The sequence below is a fragment of the Galbitalea soli genome (assembly GCF_010686725.1).
Classification (GTDB): domain Bacteria; phylum Actinomycetota; class Actinomycetes; order Actinomycetales; family Microbacteriaceae; genus Galbitalea; species Galbitalea soli.
In genome coordinates, this window is sequence record NZ_JAAGWZ010000002.1 from 539,048 (window position 1) to 555,689 (window position 16,642).

The window sequence follows — 16,642 nt, forward strand, 5'->3', positions numbered from 1 at the left end:
TTTCGGTGGGGCCAGCTCAGCGCTGGTGGGAGGGGTCGGTGGGTCGGTCGAGCAGGATCCCGCGCGGCGGGGCGTCGGCCCCCACGTCGACGAGGGTCCCGCGCAGCCAGGTGCGGCGCGCGATGCCGCGGAGCTCGCGGCCGTCGAAGGCGGTCACCGGGTTCTTGTGGAGCAGCTCGGCCGCGTGCACGGTGAAGCTCGCGCCGGGGGCGAAGGCGACGAGGTCGGCGACCGCGCCCACGCGGATCGAGCCTCGGGATGCGCCCAGCCCGACGAGGGCGGCGGGGCGGGTGGACATCCACTCGATGACCCGCGCGAGCGGGATGCCGCGCCGACCCGCCTCGGTGCTGATCGCCGCGAGGCCCAGCTGGAGACCGGCGATTCCGCCCCAGGCGAGCGCGAAGTCGCCGTCGTGGGCGAACTTGAGGTCGGCCGTGGAGGGGCTGTGGTCAGTGACGATGATGTCGATGTCGCCGTCGAGCAGCGCCTGCCACAGGGCATCCCGGTTGGACTCGTCGCGGATCGGCGGGCAGCACTTGAACTGGGTCGCCCCGTCGTCGATCTGCTCCGCCGAGATGGTGAGGTAATGGGGGCAGGTCTCCACGGTGAGCGGCAGCCCTTCGGCGCGGGCCGCCCTGATCGCAGGGAGCGCCGCCGCCGAGGAGAGGTGCAGGATGTGCGCCCGCGCGCCCGTGCGGCGAACGCCCGCGATCACGCGCTCGATGGCGGTCACCTCGGCCGCGTCCGGGCGGGAGTCGACGAAGTCGGCGTAGTGGCGCCCGCCCGCGCCCGCGTGCGCGTCGAGCACCCCCGGGTCCTCCGCGTGCACGATGAGCAGGCCTCCGAAGCCGGCGATCTCGTCGAGGGCGCGCTCCAGCTGCGCCGCGTCGAGGTGCCCGAACTCGTCGACGCCGGAGGGCGCGAGGAAGGCCTTGAAGCCGAACACGCCCGCGTCGTGCAGTTCGCGCAGCGTGCCGAGGTTCTCGGGAACCGCCCCGCCCCAGAAGCCGACGTCGATGACCGACTTCGCGGCGGCCACCGCCCGTTTGGTCGCGAGCGCCTCCACCGTCGTGGTCGCGGGGATGCTGTTGAGCGGCATGTCGACGATCGTCGTGACGCCCCCCGCGGCAGCGGCGCGCGTCGCGCTCGCGAAGCCCTCCCAGGCGGTTCGCCCGGGCTCGTTGACGTGCACGTGCGTGTCGACGAGGCCGGGGATGAGGATCTCGTCGTCGGCGAGGGTGGCGAGCGGCCCCTCCAGCGGGTGCGGTGCGATCTCGGTGATCACACCGTCGCTGACGCCGATCCAGGCCTCGCGGCTCTCCCCGTCGATGAGGGCGCGGCGGGCGTGGATGACCAGGTCGAAGGGGGTGCTCATGGGCGGGGTGCTCTCGTGACGGGGGTTGGAACAGGCGCGAAACACGCGGTCGCTACGATGACCGCATGCTGACCACCTGTCCGAAATCGATGGAGTACGGACCCTGCGGAGGGGTCGAATTCGACGGCACCTGCGAGGTGTCGCCGCACCCCTGCGTGTTCCTCGACGTGGCGACCGTCCGCTGGCACGGAATCGCGCCCGCGGAGATCACCGAGCGGGTGACGAGCGACCAGGATGTGGTGGCACGGGCGCCCTTCCCCGCCGCCGATCCGGTGCCGCCGGTGATCCCCTCGGCGGGCGGCGAGCGGATGCGAGAGCTGATCGCGACCCGCCCGATCGTCGTCGCCGACTTCCCGGCCCGAGCGCTCGATGCGGCTTCCATCGCTGAGTGCGGCGCGATTCTGAGCGGCCGGGTGGATGCGGTACTCGCGGGGGATGCCGGATCGGCACGCGTGCAGTTTCCGCCCGCGTATCGGGCGTCGCTCATCCTCGCCGCCGGCCTCACGCCGTGGACCGGGTTCAACTGCCGCGACCGCAACCGTGTCGCGATGGAGGGTGAGCTCGCCGCGCTCGCCCACGCGGGTGTCGGCGCCGTGCACTGCGTGACGGGCGACCACACCCTGACCGGCTCGCGCCCGGATGCCGTGCCCGTCTTCGACCTCGACTCGACCGAGGCCGCCTCGCTCGCGCGGGCGGCCGGGCACCTCGTCTCGGTGGGCGAGTCGCCGGCGACGCCGCCGGTCGGGCGCCGCGCCGATCGCCTGCTGCAGAAGGCGGCCGCGGGGGCGGAGGTCTGCTTCGTCAACCACGCCGGCGGGGTCCAGCCGGTGCGGGAGTTCATCGCGCGGGCGCACGACATCGGCGTCACGCTCGACTACATCGCGTGCATCCCGATCGTCGTGGACCGGGCGAGCGCCGAGCTGCTGCGCAGCTTCACGAGTCTCGCCCTGCCGCCCGGCTACCTCGAGCGCATCCTGGGCGCGGCCGACCCCTTCGAGGAGGGCATCGCCGCCGCGGTCGAACTCGCGCACGGCATGCTCGCGCTCGACTCGGTCGCCGGCGTGAATCTCTCCGGCGGCGCGGGCGCCGGGCGCGAGGCGTGGTTCGCCGAGGCGCTGGGCCGCATCGCCGACGGCATCGGCGTCACCACTCGCTAGCGGAATCATCAGCCCGCGAGGTGCTGCACCGACCACGCCTCGCCGTCGCGGACATACTCCACGCGATGGCTGGCGGTGTCGGGGTTGCTGGTCCAGAAGGTCAGGCGGAACGGCCTCACCAGATAGCCGGCCCAGTTCGCGGGCTGGCGGAAGCCGTCGGGGTGGGCCTCGGTGAAGGATGCCCACGCGCGCCGCCGCTCGTCGATCGGCAGTTGCGCGAACTCCACCGAGTTCTGCCAGGCCAGTTGCTGCAGGTATGGGGAGCGCTTCTCGTAGGCCGCAGCGACCTCGCGCGGAGCGGCGGGTTCGGCCGCGCCGCGGATCACCAGCTGCCGCGTGAAGCCGGGCCACAGCACCGTGATCGCGACGAGCGGGTTGGCGGCGATGTCGGCCGCCTTCCGGCTGTGCGCGTCGGTGTGGAAGTAGAAGCCGTCCTCGTCGAACTCGCTCATGAGCACCGTGCGGGCGTCGGCCCCGCCGTCCGCGGTCACCGTGGAGAGCGTGATCTGCGGGCGGTCCGGGTCGTCGTTGTCGGGCAACCACTCGCGCACGAGCGCGAGGGCCTCCGCGGGGTAGCTCACGACTCCTCCGGAAGGTGGCGGAACGCGGCGATCTCGGCGAGCGCCGCGACGCCGTCGGCGACGGCCTTCGCGTAGAGCTCGGCGCCGTACTCCGCGTTCGATCCGGTCGCGTCGCCGACCACGCCGGCCGGACCGAAGTCGTCGCTCAGCCAGCCGAAGTGCACGCGTCCGCCGTTGAACTTGATGTATTCGAGCTCGGCCATGTGGTCGGGCACCCAGCGGTCGGCTTTGCTGAGGTCGACCAGCTCCGGCCGCAGATGCATGATCATCGAGGTCTCGGCGTATCCGCCGTGGATGCCGAAGCCGAGCTCATCGGGGCCGTTCTGCCCATCGCCCGCCGCCATCGCGCTTCCGGTGAGGAAGGTGCGCAGCCCGAAGCGGCGGCGCAGCTCGCGGAGGGCGACCTGCAGGAGCGCGATGTTGCCGCCGTGCCCGTTGTAGAAGACGATCGTGCGCGCCTTGGTGGTGAGCATGCTGCGCCCGATATCGACGACGGTCTGCAGGAGGGTGTCGGCGTTCAGCCAGAAGGTTCCCGGGGCCCAGCTGTGTTCGTCCGACTTGGTGTAGGCGAGGGAGGGCAGCAGCCACACGTCCTGTCCCGCGGCGGCGGCCTCCTCGACGATGCCGCGCGCGATGAGGTCGGCCATGAGCCAGTCGGTCGCGAGCGGCAGGTGAGGTCCGTGGTGCTCGATCGCGCCGGTCGGCAGCACGAGGATGGAGTTCTCGGTGAGCGCGGCGTCGGCGGCCGGGCCGGACAGATTGATGAGTTCGCGGGTCATGAGACTTTGCCTCCGGTGGTGAGCGGGGCCTCGGTGACGAGCTTGCCCGGGTTGAGCAGGTGGTTCGGGTCGGTGGTCGCGGCGAGCGCGGCGGTGCGGGCCGGCTCGAAGTCGACGAACCACTGGTGCGGGTTGTGGAATCCGACGCCGAGGGCGGTCAGCTTGTCGAAGCCCGCGTAGACATCCTCGGCGCTCGTGTACACCCCCGCGAGCATCCCGATGGGGCGCCCGTGCTGCGACTCGATGTGCAGCATGCCGCCCTCGTAGACGGCGTGCACCTCGTCGATGCGGTCGACGAGCGCGTCGCCCGAGACCTCCACGTGGAAGTAGCGGTCGGGGTAGGCCTTCTGCAGCCACTCGATCGGGTGGTTGTACGACATCATGCTGATCTTCATCGAGGTCTGGGGGCCACCGCGGATGTCGTCGACCCGCCCGCCCGCCGCGATCACGAGCGCGGTCGCCTCCTCGATCGTGGCGGGGTCGAGGATCGCCCGCAGGCTGGAGCGGTCGGCCGGGATGCCCGGGTCGTCGGGAAGCGCGTTGGCGAGCGTCGGCAGGTCGGCGGAGACGAGACGCGGCGTCGGGTCGAGGTCGGCGAAGGGGCGGATCAGCGAGAGCGCGTCCTCGAAGCGGTCGAAGCTCGCGAAGAATCCCTGCCAGTCCTGCAGCGGCTCGAGCCGCACCGTCGCGCGGGCGATGATGCCGGCGGTGCCGTAGTTGTGCACGTAGGCCTGGGCCTCCTCGCCCTCGACGTGCACGAGCCGGGCATCCGGAACCGCGTGCACCACGTCGAGCGCCAGCACGAAGCCGTTGCTGTTGGAGCCGTGCTTGATCGACCCGGTGCCGCCGGATCCGCCGGAGAGGAATCCGCCGAGGGTGGACTGCGCCGTCGAGGGGTACATGAGGATCTGCTGTTCGGCCTTGTTGGCGGCCTGCTCGAGCGCGACCATCGTCGCCCCGGCCTCCGCCGTGATGAATCCGTCGCCGACCTCCGTGATCGCCCGCGCCTTGGTGAGGTCGAGCACGAGTCCGCCGCTCATCGGGATCGCCTGGCCGTAGTTGCCGGTGCCCTTTCCGCGCGGGGTGATGGGCACGCCGTGGCGCACCGCCGCGCCGACGGCGAGGGCGATCTCCTCGGCGGTCGTGGGGGAGGCGACGAGGTCGGCGAGCCCCAGCGGCAACTGCTCGCGGATGACCGGCGACAGTTTCGCGCCGTCGATGGAGGCGCGCTCGCGGGCCGCGAGCTCGACGGTGACGGCCCGATCGCCGAGCAGTTCGCGCAGCTCCGCTTCGAGGGCCGCGATGGCGGTGTCTGTCATGTGTTCGTCTTCCTGAGGGTGCGGTGAGGGATCAGTGCATGACCATGCCGCCGGTGACGTTGATCGCCTGGCCGGTCAGATAGTCGGAGTCGTGGGAGGCGAGGAACAGCGCGACGGCGGCGACGTCCTCGGGTTCGCCGAGGCGGCCGAGCGGCGAGTAGCTCGCCCACTCGCGCACCATCTCCTCGGTGCGGGTCGCGGCGCCCATCTCGGTGAGGATGTAGCCGGGGCAGAGCGAGTTCGCGGTGATGCCGTAGCGGCCCCACTCGAGCGCCGCGACGCGCGTGAGCGCAACGACCGCGGCCTTCGAGGCGGGGTACGCGCCTTCGCCGGCGCCGCCCTTCTTGGCGGCCATGCTCGCGAGGTTGATGATCTTGCCGCCGGTACCGGCCGCGATCATGCGGCGCGCGACGACCTGCATAGTGGTGAGCATCGCGCGGGTGTTGATGGAGAAGGTCTCGTTCCAGTCCTCGACCGTCAGGTCGAGGAGGGGGGTGAAGCGCAGGATCCCCGCGCTGTTGACGAGCACGTCCACTCCGCCGAGCCCGTCGACCGCCGCCTGGGTAGCCGCTGTCGTCGCCTCGGGGTCGAGGAGATCGACGGGGTGGAAGGTGCCGCCGAGCTCGTGGGCGAGGGCGGTACCCTCGCCCACGAGCCGGTCGAGGATAGCCACGCGGGCGCCCTCTCGGGAGTAGCTGGCGGCGATCGCGCCGCCGATGCCTCGCGCACCGCCGGTGACGACGACGCGCGTGCCCGCGAGCCTCGCGGTCGTCGTCACCGATGGTGTGCTCATGCGAACCTGCCTAGAAGCCGATCGACTTGTCGATGAACTCGTTGGTGAAGATGTCCGCCGCCGTGAGGCCGGCCTTCGGCGCCGATCCGCTCTTCGTGAAGATCGGGGTGTCGATGTCGATGATCTTCTGCACGCGGGTCTGGTCCATGTCGCCCATGTACGCGTTGTCGCCGTTGCCGACGAGCTTGAGCGACTTCATCTCCTTGACCGAGTAGTCGGCCACGCCCTGGGTGTAGACCCAGCCGTTGTTGAAGGCGCTGACGAGCTGCAGGATGAGCGCGTTGGTCGCCGCCGGGCTCTTGAAGTAGTCGACCTCGGCCTGCTGCAGCACGGGGACGAGCTTCTTGAGGCACGGGGTCAGCGAGGCGAGCTCACCGGTGCGCACCGAGACGGCCGAGGCGTAGACCGGGTAGCCCACGTCGTTGGTCAGCTGGAACTTGACCGGCTTGCCCCAGGCCGCCACCTCGTTCTGGTAGATGTACGGCTCGGCGCTCGCGAAGCCCTGCTGCGCATCCTTGCCCTTGGCGGCGACGAACTTGGCGGGGCTTCCGTCGTAGCTTCCGTCGACGACACTCTTGTCGAGGATTCCCGCACCCATCAGGTACTCCATGTAGGCCGCACCACCGAAGTAGCGCACCACGCCGCCGTCGGCCTTGAGGGCCGTGCCGAGCGAGGCGATGTCGGTCACGTTGGGGTAGTAGGACGGGTCCCACATGATCATCTGCGGGCCGATGTCGAGCGGCGCGAAGACCGCGGTGGTCGGCAGCTTGTCGGAGAGCTGAACGGCCTCGTCGGTCGTGACGTAGCCGAGCGTGATGCTCTTGTCGGCGTACATCTGGCTGGAGACCGTCTGGTACCCGATCGCCGGCCCGCCGGAGCGGATCTCGACGTTGACGCCGGTGGGCTTGCCGCCGGAGTACAGCGCCCCCGAGACCGACTTCTTGTCGGCGTTGATGACCGGGTTCGGTCCGAGCAGCTGGTACAGGTGACCGTGCTCCGACTCGGGGTTCCAGTCGGTCTGGATCGTGACCGTGGCCGGGCAGACGCCGGAGAGGTCGACGGCCGAGGCGGCCGCGGCCGTCGTCGTGGTGCTGGTGGGCGTGGAGGTGGCGCAGCCCGCGAGAGCGAGGGTCGCGGCGATCACCGTCCCGAGGCCGATGGCGGACCGTAGAGCTGTTTTACGCATGGTTCTCCTTGTTGTGGGTGCGGTGCAGGATGCGGAGGTGCAGTGGTGCGTCGAGAGGAGTCGTGGGGCGCGGATCAGGTGAAGTCGTACCACTTGCCGATCGCGAGGCGGCCGATCAGGCCGAAGAGCAGGAACACGGCCACCCCGAGCAGCGAGGCGGTGATGATCGCCGCGAAGGTGCCCGGGCCGTTGAGGCGGGAGTTGGAGACGTAGATCAGCACGCCGAGCCCGGGGGTGCCGCGCTGGAAGAACTGGTCGCCGACGATCGCGCCGATCACCGAGAGCCCGGCCGCGGTGCGGAGGCCGACGAAGATCGAGGGCAGCGCCGCGGGGAACTGGAGCTTCGTGAGGGTGGTCCAGCGGCTCGCGCCCTGCAGGGTGAACAGCTCGCGCTGGGCACGGTCGGCCGACTGCAGGCCGAACAGGGTGTTCGACACCATCGGGAACAGCGAGATCATCACGGTCACGATCACGCGGGAGTTGAACTCGAAGCCGAAGAGGTTTCCGATGAGCGGCACAAGCGCGAGGATCGGGATGCACTGCAGGATGACCGCGTAGGGGAAGAACGACCGCTCAGCCCACTTCGCCTGAGCCATCAGCACCGCCCACAGCACGCCGATCACGATCGCGATCGCGAGACCCGTGAGCGCCACCGTGGTGGACTTGCCCAGCGCGTCGAGCAGCTGGCTCAGGAAGCTGGGGTTCGGCGCGACCTGGCCCGGCTTGAGCAGCGCCTTCGGGGCGAACACGACCTCCACGACCTGCAGCGGGTAGGGCACCAGGAAGCTGAGCTGCTGAACCTTGTCGTAGTACAGCGCGATGAGATCCCAGAGGCCGATGAGGCCGAAGAAGACCACGACCGGCTGCCACCAGGTGGAGGGACGGAGTCGGATGCGGCCGCGGCGCGCGGCCGGTGCGACGAGCGCCTCGGTTGCCATCAGCTGTGCCCCTCTCGGAGTGCGTGGGAGACCTCGCCGACGAGTTCGGCGAACTCCGGGGTGAATCGGATATCCGGGTCGCGCGGCATCGGGAACGGCACGTCGAACCGCTCGACGATCGATCCGGGACGCCCCGACATGACGATGACCTTGGTCGACAGGTACACCGCTTCGGAGACGGAGTGCGTGATGAAGAGCCCGGCGAACTGCTTCTCGACGAAGAGGCGCAGCAGCTCGTCGTTCAGCCGCTCGCGGGTGATCTCGTCGAGTGCGCCGAAGGGCTCGTCGAAGAGGAAGAGCTCCGGCTCGAGCGTGAGCGAGCGGGCGAGCGAGGCGCGCATCCGCATACCGCCGGAGAGCTGCTTCGGCAGGTTCTTCTCGAAGCCCTTGAGGCCGACGAGCTCGATCGCCTCCTGCGCCTTCGCCGCGCGCTGCGCCTTCGGCATGTGGTGGAGTTCGGCGAGGAGCTCGACGTTCTTGCTGATCGAGCGCCAGGGCAGAAGGGTCGCGTCCTGGAACACGTAGCCGATGCGGTCGGTGTCGACCTCGGCGACTCCCTCGGACGCCTTCTCCAGGCCCGAGGCGATGCGGAGCAGGGTGGACTTGCCGCAGCCCGAGGGGCCGACGACGGTCACGAACTCGCCGCGGTTGACGGTGAGGTCGACGTTCCGCAGCGCGATGGTGCCGTTGGGGAACTGCATCGCGACGTTTCGGAAGTCGAGCAGCGTTCCGGGTGCGGTGCCGGTCACGCTCGGGGAGGGGGCGGTAGTCGTCATGGACGTCACCTGGTTTCCGTGAGAACAGTGGTGCGGAGGGGGGAGGGCGCCGCGACCTGGCTGGTCACGAAGCTCTGGGCAACGAGGTTGCCGGCGTGGATGACGAAGCGGTCGGCCGAGGCGTTCGCCACGACGTCCGGGAGCCCGGTTCCGCGCACCGCGAGCAGCTCGGCTCGCGCGCCGACGACGGGCCCGGCAAGCGGCAGCGACATGACCGAGCGGGCGGAGTCGCTCACGGCCGTGTATGCCTCGCCGATGGTGAGGTGCGCGGCGGCGACGAGCAGCATCGCCGTCTCCAGCGCGTCGCTGCGGCCCAGCGGGTTGAACGGATCGCGCACATTGTCGGCGCCGGCGGCGACGCGCACTCCGGCATCGAGGAGCTCCCGCACGGGCGTGAGCCCGCGCGGGGTGGCGACGGGCGTCTCCCAGCCCTGCAGGTAGAGGTTCGTGATCGGGTTCGCGATGATGCCCACGTCAGAGAGTGCGACCTCGCGGATGACCGCGTCTCGGGTCGTCGCATCCAGCGTGCCGAGCCGCACGCAGTGGCCCGCCGACACCGGCTGCGCCCAGTCGCGCACGGTCACCGCGAGCTCGCTGAGCGTGTGGTCGCCGTCGAGGCTCTCGTCGGTGTGCATGTCGACGCCGATGCCGCGCGCCTTGGCGATCGCGAGGAGGCGCTGGAGGTCGGCGCTCTGGTCGCGAGCGAGGTGCGGCGCGCCGCCGACGAGGTCGACGCCCGCGTCGAGTGCGGCCTCCACGTCGGCGCTGGGCACGTCGGGCCCGGCGAGCGCGACGATCTCGATGTCCATGAGGTCGCGCAGCTCCTCGCGCACCTGCAGCAGGGCGAGCGAGCTGCGGAGCGGCTCGTCGCCCATGAGGATGTCGACGTGAGTGCGGATGGCGGTGGTGCCCTGGGCGAGCATCGCGAGCGCCTGGCGACGCGCGCGGTCGGCGATCGACTCGATCGTCATGTCGGTCGCGTACTCGCGCCAGGACGCGATCGCGAGACCGAGGTCGCCCATCGGCGGGTTGATCTCATCCCAGGAGAGCGCCTTGTCGAGGTGCGCGTGGGGCTCGGCCGGGGCGGTGAGAAGCACGAAGCCGCTGAGATCGAGGGTGACGTCGGCCGGAGCATCCACGAGGCTGCCGGCGGGGAGGACCGCCGAGACCCGGTCGCCGTCGAGCTCGACGTCGACGACGCTGCCGTCGGCGAGCGTGGCGTTCCTCAGCGCGGAGATCGGGCGAGGAAGCGAAGTCACGGTGCGGCTGCTCTTTCGACGGGGGCGGGAGCCGTGCAGAGCGACGCACCTTCGAGTCTGCTGCACGCGAATGTTGATGTGTTCAACATGAACGAATGTACGGACGCCGCGTTTCCGGCACGTAACGCGATCGTTTCGACGTGTAAATAACCGGTCACGGCGCACGGTGATCGTGATAGACCATCACGAGTTAGCCCTGACGAGGAGGACCCCGTTACATCGCTCGAACTCGCGATCGATCTGCAGGCCCAGCGCCTCGGGTCCCGCATCCGGGAGCTTCGCCGCGCCCGCGGGCTGACGCTCGTGCAGCTCGCGGCACAGGCCGAACTCTCCCACCCCTTCCTCAGCCAGCTCGAGCGCGGGCGGGCGCGGCCCAGCATGACCTCGCTCGAGAAGATCGCGCGCGCGCTGGGCTCCAGCCAGCTCGAACTCCTCGCCGTCGACGACGAGGTCGAACTCCCTGACGAGCCCACCCGCACCTCGCTCGTGCGCGCCGGCGAGGGATCGCGCGGGCACTACGGCGAGGGCGAGGCGCGCCTCCTGGTGCACGGACGCCGACGCTTCCGGCCGATGGAGATCACGGGGAACAACCTCGTCGCGGCGGACTTCTTCACCCACGCGGAAGACGAGTTCCTGCACGTCATCGAGGGCACCGTGCTCGTCGAACTCCTCGGCCAGGACTCGCACATTTTGAGCGCCGGCGACTCGCTCTATTACGTTGGAGGCACTCCGCACCGCTGGAGCGCCCTCGATGAGGCGGGCTATCGACTCTTCGTCGTCAAGGAAAAACCCGACAAACTATGAGCTCCTCCTCCGACATCGAACGCGATGTCATCGTCGCGTCCACCACCCGTGCGGCCGACGGCGTGCGGCTCATCGAGTTGCGGCACCCCTACGGCCTCGCTCTCCCCGCCTGGGAGCCCGGCGCGCACATCGACGTCATCCTGCCCCTCGGCGAGCGGCAGTACTCGCTCGTCGGCGAGGTCGGCGCCCCCACCTGGACCATCGGCGTGCTGCGCGAGACCGACGGCCGCGGCGGATCCGCCTACCTGCACGACACCGTCGCCGAGGGGGCCAGGCTCCGCGTCCGCGGGCCGCGCAACCACTTCGCCTTCCAGCCCGAGGAGGGGCGCAGCTACCTGTTTCTGGCCGGCGGCATCGGCATCACTCCGATCCGCTCGATGGTCGCGGCCGCGAAGGCGGCGGGCGTCGACTACCTCCTGGCCTACGCGGGGAGGTCGCGCGCCACGATGGCGTTCGTGGGGGAGCTGGAGGCCGGGCATCCTGATCGCGTCGCCGTCTATGCGGCAGACGAGGGCGCGCGGCTCGACCTGTCCAGGCTCTTCGAGACGCTCGACCCGACCACCGTCGTCTACTGCTGCGGTCCGACCCGCCTCATCGACGCCGTCGAGGCGGCCGCGGGCGGTGTCGAGCTGCACCTGGAGCGATTCGAGGCGAAGCACCTCGGCGAGCCGGTGCTGCACGAGGCATTCGAGGTGGAGCTCGCGGTGTCGGGCGAGACGCTGACGGTGCCGCCGGAGCGGAGCATCCTGGAGGTCGTCGAAGAGGCGGGGGTGCTCGTGCTGTCGAGCTGCCGCGAGGGCACCTGCGGCACCTGCGAGACCGTGGTGCTGGAGGGCGAGGTCGATCACCGCGACTCGATCCTCTCGCCGCAGGAGCAGGCCGCGATGGATGTCATGTACATCTGCGTCTCGCGCGCCGCCTGCCCGCGGCTCGTGCTCGAGCTGTAGCCGCGCGGGCGCCGTCTCAGGCCACGCGGGCCAGTCGCTTGGCCAGGGTCGCGACGAGCGCGCGCTCGTCGGCGTGCACGAGTTCGTAGTCGCGCACCACCAGCTCGCCCGCGACCACCACGTGCCGTGGGCGGCGCCCCGGGTTCGCCCAGAGCAGGCCCGCCACGGGGTCGGCGACGCCCGCGTCCGCCACCCCGGAGACGTCCCACACGCAGAGGTCCGCGGCCGCGCCGATCCGGAGGTGCCCCAGCTCGGCTCGTCCCAGCCCGGCCGCCGACTCCTCGCTCGCCATCCCCAGCACCTCGCGCGCGGCGAGGGGTGGCCCCACCAGCGGCGCGACCTGCATGGCGAGCCGGGCATCCGCCAGCAGGTGCCCGGCGTCGTTGCTGCCGCCGCCGCTCGTGCCCAGACCGACCCGGATGCCCGCCGCCCGCAGCTTCGCCACCGGAGCGATGCCCCACCCCATCGGCAGGTCGCAGCCCGGGGCGTGCGTGGCCGTCACCCCGCTGCGGGCGAGGCGGGCGATCTCCTCGTCGGTGACCTCGCACAGGTGCGCGAGGGTCACGTCCGGCGCGAGCCAGCCCCAGCGCTCCAGCAGGTCGAGCGGGCGGGCTCCCGCGTACTGCTCCTGAGCCACCCGCACATCCACCTGCTCGTTCGCCTGGGTGCGGCGGCGCAGGCCGAAGCGGTGCGCCAGCTCGGCGAAGACGTCGAAGGTCTCCTTGCCGTCGCTGTGCACTCCGGCGGGCCCCACCGCGAGCTGGAGCATGCCGTCGTCGCTCACCCCGCCCCGGCTCGTCGGCATGAGCGCGTCCACGATCGCGACGACCGAGGCGGCGACCTCCTGCGGATCGTCGCGCGCGGCGCCCCGCACGAAGGCGAGTCGCCCCCCGAGCGAGGCGGCCGCCTCCGCGGTCGCGCTCGCGATCGCGACGGTGTCGGCTCCGGTGGGCCAGGTGAGGTGGTGGTCGGCGACCGTGGTGACCCCACTGAGCAGACCCTCGGCGACCCCGACCGCGGCGGCCGCGTGCGCGAGGTCGTCATCCACCCCGGCGCGCGCGTAGGCGGCGGCCATCGTCGGCAGCCACACCGACATCTCGACGCCGCGGGTGCCCGGCAGAGTGCGGAAGGCGCTCTGCAGCAGGTGGTGGTGGGCGTTGACGAGCCCGGGCGTGACCACGCAGCCCGTCGCATCGAGGCGCTCGCCGCCGATCGCCCCGTCGACGACCACGCCGTCGCTCGTGGTGAGGTCGCCGGTGCGTTCGGTCTGGCTGTCGATCATGATGCGAGTGGCGCCGGTGATTCTGAGCATGCCCTGTTTCTAGCAGCCGCGTGTGTCGGGCACGTGTCGCGGGGCGGGGCGCCGGCGATACGCTGACGGTGTGCGCCGGAGGCGCCTGAGGGAGTGCGCGATGCCGGGCAGGACGATCATCATCACCGGGGCGAGCGACGGCATCGGGGCCGCGGCCGCCCGCGCCCTCTCCGCCGCCGGGGAGCGCGTCGTGCTGGTCGGGCGCTCCGCCGCCAAGACCGACGCGATGGCCCGCGAGCTCAACGCCGACCACTTCGTCGCCGATTTCGCCCGCCTCGACGACGTGCGGGCGCTCGCCGCGGGACTGCTCGCGGCGTATCCGCGCATCGACGTGCTCGCCAACAACGCGGGCGGCATCATGGGGGAGCGCGAGCTCACCGTCGACGGGCTGGAGAAGACCCTCCAGGTCAACCACCTCGCGCCGTACCTGCTGACGCGGTTGCTGATGGATCGGCTGGTCGAGAGCCGGGCATCCGTCATCGCCACCTCGAGCGCCGCGGCGGCCTCCTTCGGCCGCATCGACCTCGCCGACCTCGGCAACGAGCGCCGGTACACGCCCACCAAGGCCTACGGAGACGCGAAGCTGCACAACATCCTCTTCACGCGCGAACTCGACTACCGCTACCGTGACGCCGGCATCAGCGCGGCGGCCTTCCACCCCGGAGTGATCGCCACGAACTTCGCCGCCGAGAGCACGACCTTCATGCGGCGGATGTACACCACGGCCCTGCGCCGCCTGCTGGGCTCCCCGGCCACGGGGGCCGACACACTGGTGTGGCTCGCGACCACGACGCCCGGCGTGGACTGGCCGCAGGGCGAGTACTTCGTGAAGCGCGCGATCGCCCGCAGCAGCCGCCAGGCTTACGACCTGCCGCTCGCGCACGCCGACTGGGAGGCGAGCGCGCGCCTCGTGGGGCTCGAGCCGTAACCACGCCGAAATGTCGAGTGTGCGACGCTGGTCACATGTTCGAGATCGCTGACCGGCTGCTCGCCGTGCTCGACGCGGGGCGACCGCTCGCCGTGGCGACCGCGGTGGCGATCGAGGGCAGCGCGCCGCGCACGGTCGGCACCTCGATGGCGTTCGACGGCGAGGCGGTGCTCGGCAGCATCGCCGGCGGCTGCGTCGAGGGCGCCGTCGTCGAGGCCTGTGAGGCCGTGCTCGCCGACGGCCTCAGCCGCACCGTCGACTACGGCGTGAGCGACGAGACCGCGTACTCCGTGGGGCTCACCTGCGGGGGCCAGCTTAGTATCGTGGTGCGGCTCGTGCGGCCGGGGGACGAGGTGCACGGGGTGTTGCGGGATGCTCGGCTCGGTCATCCCGTCGCCCTCCTGACCCCCGTTCCCCCCGCCGCTGACGCCCCCGACGACACCACACCGCTCACGGCCGCCCGCACGACCGAGCTCGCCGCCCGCCACGCCGCACGACTCCTCGCCGAGCGGGATTCGCGCATCGCCCTCGGGGGGTCGGCGCTCAGCACGATCGACTGCGACGGCGAGCCGCTCGACGTGTTCGTGGAGGTGGCGACCGAGCCGGCGCACCTCGTCATCGTCGGGGCGATGGAGTTCTCGGCCGCCCTCTCGCGCGCCGCGCAGGCGCTCGGCTACCGCGTGACGGTGTGCGACGCACGGCCGCTGTTCGCGACGCCGGCGCGTTTTCCCGGCGCCTCCGTGGTGGTCGGCTGGCCGCCCGAGGTGCTGCCGAGTCTCGCGATCGACGCCCGCTCGGTCGTCTGCGTGCTCAGCCACGACGCCCGCTTCGACGCGGAGGTGATCCACCTCGCTCTCGACTCGCCCGCCGGGTTCGTCGGGGCGATGGGGTCGCGGCGCACCCACGGCCGTCGGCTGCAGTCGCTGCGCGAGCGCGGCGTGGGCGAGGAGGCTCTGGGCCGATTGCACTCGCCGATCGGCCTCGACCTCGGGGCGAGCACACCCGAGGAGACGGCGATCTCGATCCTCGCCGAGGTGCTCCAGGCGCGCACGGCGTCGAGCGCGCGCCCGCTGCGCTCCACGCAGGGGCAGATCCACACCATCCGCGAGGCGGTTCGCGCGTGAGCCGCACCGTCATCGAGAACGCCTACATCGCGACGGTCGACGCGGTCGGCACCGAGTACGAGCACGGCTACCTCGTGGTCGACGGCACCCGCATCGTCGCGGTGGGCGAGGGGGATGCGCCGCCCGAGTTCCTCGCGGGCGCCACCCGGGTCGACGCCACCGGTCATCTGCTGACCCCGGGCCTCGTGAACACCCACCACCACCTCTACCAGTGGCTCACGCGGGGCATCGCCCAGGACTCCATCCTGTTCGACTGGCTCGTCGCCCTGTACCCGGCGTGGTCGCTCATCGACGAGGAGCTCGTGCGCGACGGCGCCGCCGGGGCGATGGCGGTGCTGGCCCGCTCGGGGTGCACGACGTTCGCCGACCACCACTACGTGTTCCCGCAGGGATCCGGCGACATCGTCGGCGGCATCGTCGAGGCCGCGCGCGACATCGGGGTGCGCCTGCACGCCACCCGCGGCTCGATGGACCTCGGCCGCTCGCAGGGCGGACTCCCGCCCGACTTCGCCGTGGAGTCGACGGATGCCGCACTGCAGTCCAGCGCCGACGCGGTCGCTCGGTACCACGATCCCGCCTTCGACTCGATGGTGCGCGTCGCGATCGCGCCCTGCTCCCCGTTCTCGGTCACGGCTGAGCTGCTTCGCGAATCCGCCGTGCTCGCGCGCCAGCTGGGTGTGCGATTGCACACCCACGGGTCGGAGACCGTCGAGGAGGAGGCGTTCTGCCGGGAGCGCTTCGGCGCCACCCCCACCGAGTATCTGGACTCGCTCGGCTGGCTGGGCGACGACGTCTGGATGGCGCACTGCGTCCACCTCGACGAGACCGCGATCTCGCGCTTCGCCGCGACCGGCACCGGGGTGGCGCACTGCCCCTCGTCCAATGCGCGGCTCGCGGCGGGGATCGCGCCGATTCCGGAGCTGCTGCGGGCGGGAGTCCCGGTCGGCCTCGGCGTCGACGGCGCGGCCTCCAACGAGTCGGGTCAACTCGGCACCGAGATTCGCAACTCGCTGCTCATGAACCGGCTCCGCTCCGGTGCCGACCGGATGAGCGGTCGCGACGCCCTCCGCATCGCGACGATCGGCGGCGCGCGTGTGCTCGGCCGCGAGACCGAGATCGGCTCGATCGAGACCGGCAAGCTCGCCGACCTCGCGCTGTGGCGCATCGACGGCGTGGAGCACGCCGGGATCGCCGATCCGGTGGCGGCCCTCACGCTCGCGTCGATGCCGCCCCTCGCCCGCCTCGTCGTGAACGGAACGGTCGTCGTTCGCGACGGCGACCTCGCCCGAGTGGATCAGGCGGAGGTCGCTCGCACTGCCGCGTCGGCCGCCCGGGAGCTCGCCCGGCGCGTGTGACGGGCGAGG

The 16,642-nt window shown here is 71.4% G+C and carries 16 protein-coding genes; 6 read left to right on the top strand and 10 right to left on the bottom strand.

Annotated features, from left to right (window positions below; translation table 11 throughout):
- Nucleotides 1-16: 16 nt before the first annotated feature.
- Nucleotides 17-1,375: an allantoinase AllB gene (gene allB, locus G3T37_RS08685; RefSeq protein ID WP_163473147.1), complete on the bottom strand. Its 1,359-nt coding sequence runs from the start codon at nt 1,373-1,375 to the stop codon at nt 17-19.
- Between the two features lie 65 nt (nt 1,376-1,440).
- Between allB and G3T37_RS08690 the strand changes: the two genes are divergently transcribed.
- A complete protein-coding gene (locus G3T37_RS08690; RefSeq protein ID WP_163473149.1) occupies nt 1,441-2,532 on the top strand; it encodes a methylenetetrahydrofolate reductase C-terminal domain-containing protein in 1,092 nt (363 codons plus the stop codon).
- An 8-nt stretch (nt 2,533-2,540) separates the two neighbouring features.
- On the opposite strand, the gene G3T37_RS08695 is transcribed toward G3T37_RS08690, so the two are convergent.
- From G3T37_RS08695 to G3T37_RS08730, 8 genes are all read right to left on the bottom strand, one after another.
- Nucleotides 2,541-3,113: a pyridoxamine 5'-phosphate oxidase family protein gene (locus G3T37_RS08695; protein ID WP_163473150.1), complete on the bottom strand. Its 573-nt coding sequence runs from the start codon at nt 3,111-3,113 to the stop codon at nt 2,541-2,543.
- Complete coding sequence (locus tag G3T37_RS08700) at nt 3,110-3,892, bottom strand: creatininase family protein (RefSeq protein ID WP_163473151.1); 783 nt, start codon at nt 3,890-3,892, stop codon at nt 3,110-3,112. The genes G3T37_RS08695 and G3T37_RS08700 overlap by 4 nt, the downstream gene beginning before the upstream one ends.
- Nucleotides 3,889-5,211: an FAD-binding oxidoreductase gene (locus tag G3T37_RS08705; protein ID WP_163473153.1), complete on the bottom strand. Its 1,323-nt coding sequence runs from the start codon at nt 5,209-5,211 to the stop codon at nt 3,889-3,891. The genes G3T37_RS08700 and G3T37_RS08705 overlap by 4 nt, the downstream gene beginning before the upstream one ends.
- Before the next feature lie 31 nt (nt 5,212-5,242).
- Nucleotides 5,243-6,004 carry an SDR family NAD(P)-dependent oxidoreductase gene (locus G3T37_RS08710; protein WP_163473155.1) on the bottom strand — a complete coding sequence of 254 codons (762 nt, stop codon included), beginning with the start codon at nt 6,002-6,004 and terminating at the stop codon, nt 5,243-5,245.
- Nucleotides 6,005-6,014: 10 nt separating this feature from the next.
- Complete coding sequence (locus G3T37_RS08715) at nt 6,015-7,190, bottom strand: ABC transporter substrate-binding protein (protein ID WP_163473157.1); 1,176 nt, start codon at nt 7,188-7,190, stop codon at nt 6,015-6,017.
- Between the two features lie 74 nt (nt 7,191-7,264).
- Nucleotides 7,265-8,128, bottom strand: coding sequence for an ABC transporter permease (locus tag G3T37_RS08720; RefSeq protein ID WP_163473159.1), 864 nt, complete (start codon nt 8,126-8,128; stop codon nt 7,265-7,267).
- On the bottom strand, nt 8,128-8,904 hold the full coding sequence (locus tag G3T37_RS08725; protein ID WP_163473160.1) for an ABC transporter ATP-binding protein: 777 nt from the start codon (nt 8,902-8,904) through the stop codon (nt 8,128-8,130). The genes G3T37_RS08720 and G3T37_RS08725 overlap by 1 nt, the downstream gene beginning before the upstream one ends.
- Before the next feature lie 5 nt (nt 8,905-8,909).
- Nucleotides 8,910-10,163, bottom strand: a complete 1,254-nt coding sequence (locus G3T37_RS08730) for an amidohydrolase family protein (protein WP_163473162.1) — start codon at nt 10,161-10,163, stop codon at nt 8,910-8,912.
- Nucleotides 10,164-10,403: 240 nt separating this feature from the next.
- Here G3T37_RS08730 and G3T37_RS08735 point away from each other — a divergent pair, with 240 nt between their 5' ends.
- Together G3T37_RS08735 and G3T37_RS08740 are read left to right on the top strand one after the other, a co-directional pair.
- Complete coding sequence (locus G3T37_RS08735; protein WP_194241568.1) at nt 10,404-10,967, top strand: helix-turn-helix domain-containing protein; 564 nt, start codon at nt 10,404-10,406, stop codon at nt 10,965-10,967.
- Entirely contained in the window at nt 10,964-11,914 is a 951-nt protein-coding gene (locus G3T37_RS08740; protein WP_163473163.1) for a PDR/VanB family oxidoreductase, read from the top strand. The genes G3T37_RS08735 and G3T37_RS08740 overlap by 4 nt, the downstream gene beginning before the upstream one ends.
- A 16-nt stretch (nt 11,915-11,930) precedes the next feature.
- On the opposite strand, the gene G3T37_RS08745 is transcribed toward G3T37_RS08740, so the two are convergent.
- Nucleotides 11,931-13,226 carry an amidohydrolase family protein gene (locus G3T37_RS08745; RefSeq protein WP_163473164.1) on the bottom strand — a complete coding sequence of 432 codons (1,296 nt, stop codon included), beginning with the start codon at nt 13,224-13,226 and terminating at the stop codon, nt 11,931-11,933.
- A gap of 100 nt (nt 13,227-13,326) precedes the next feature.
- On the opposite strand from G3T37_RS08745, the gene G3T37_RS08750 reads away from it, so the two are divergent.
- From G3T37_RS08750 to G3T37_RS08760, 3 genes are read left to right on the top strand one after another with little or no spacing between them, the layout of a single operon-like run.
- The gene (locus tag G3T37_RS08750) at nt 13,327-14,154 is read left to right on the top strand and encodes an SDR family NAD(P)-dependent oxidoreductase (protein WP_163473165.1); all 828 of its coding nucleotides are present in this window, start codon (nt 13,327-13,329) and stop codon (nt 14,152-14,154) included.
- A 35-nt stretch (nt 14,155-14,189) separates the two neighbouring features.
- Nucleotides 14,190-15,278 carry an XdhC family protein gene (locus tag G3T37_RS08755; protein WP_163473167.1) on the top strand — a complete coding sequence of 363 codons (1,089 nt, stop codon included), beginning with the start codon at nt 14,190-14,192 and terminating at the stop codon, nt 15,276-15,278.
- Complete coding sequence (locus G3T37_RS08760) at nt 15,275-16,633, top strand: 8-oxoguanine deaminase (protein WP_163473168.1); 1,359 nt, start codon at nt 15,275-15,277, stop codon at nt 16,631-16,633. The genes G3T37_RS08755 and G3T37_RS08760 overlap by 4 nt, the downstream gene beginning before the upstream one ends.
- The last annotated feature ends 9 nt before the right edge of the window (nt 16,634-16,642 follow it).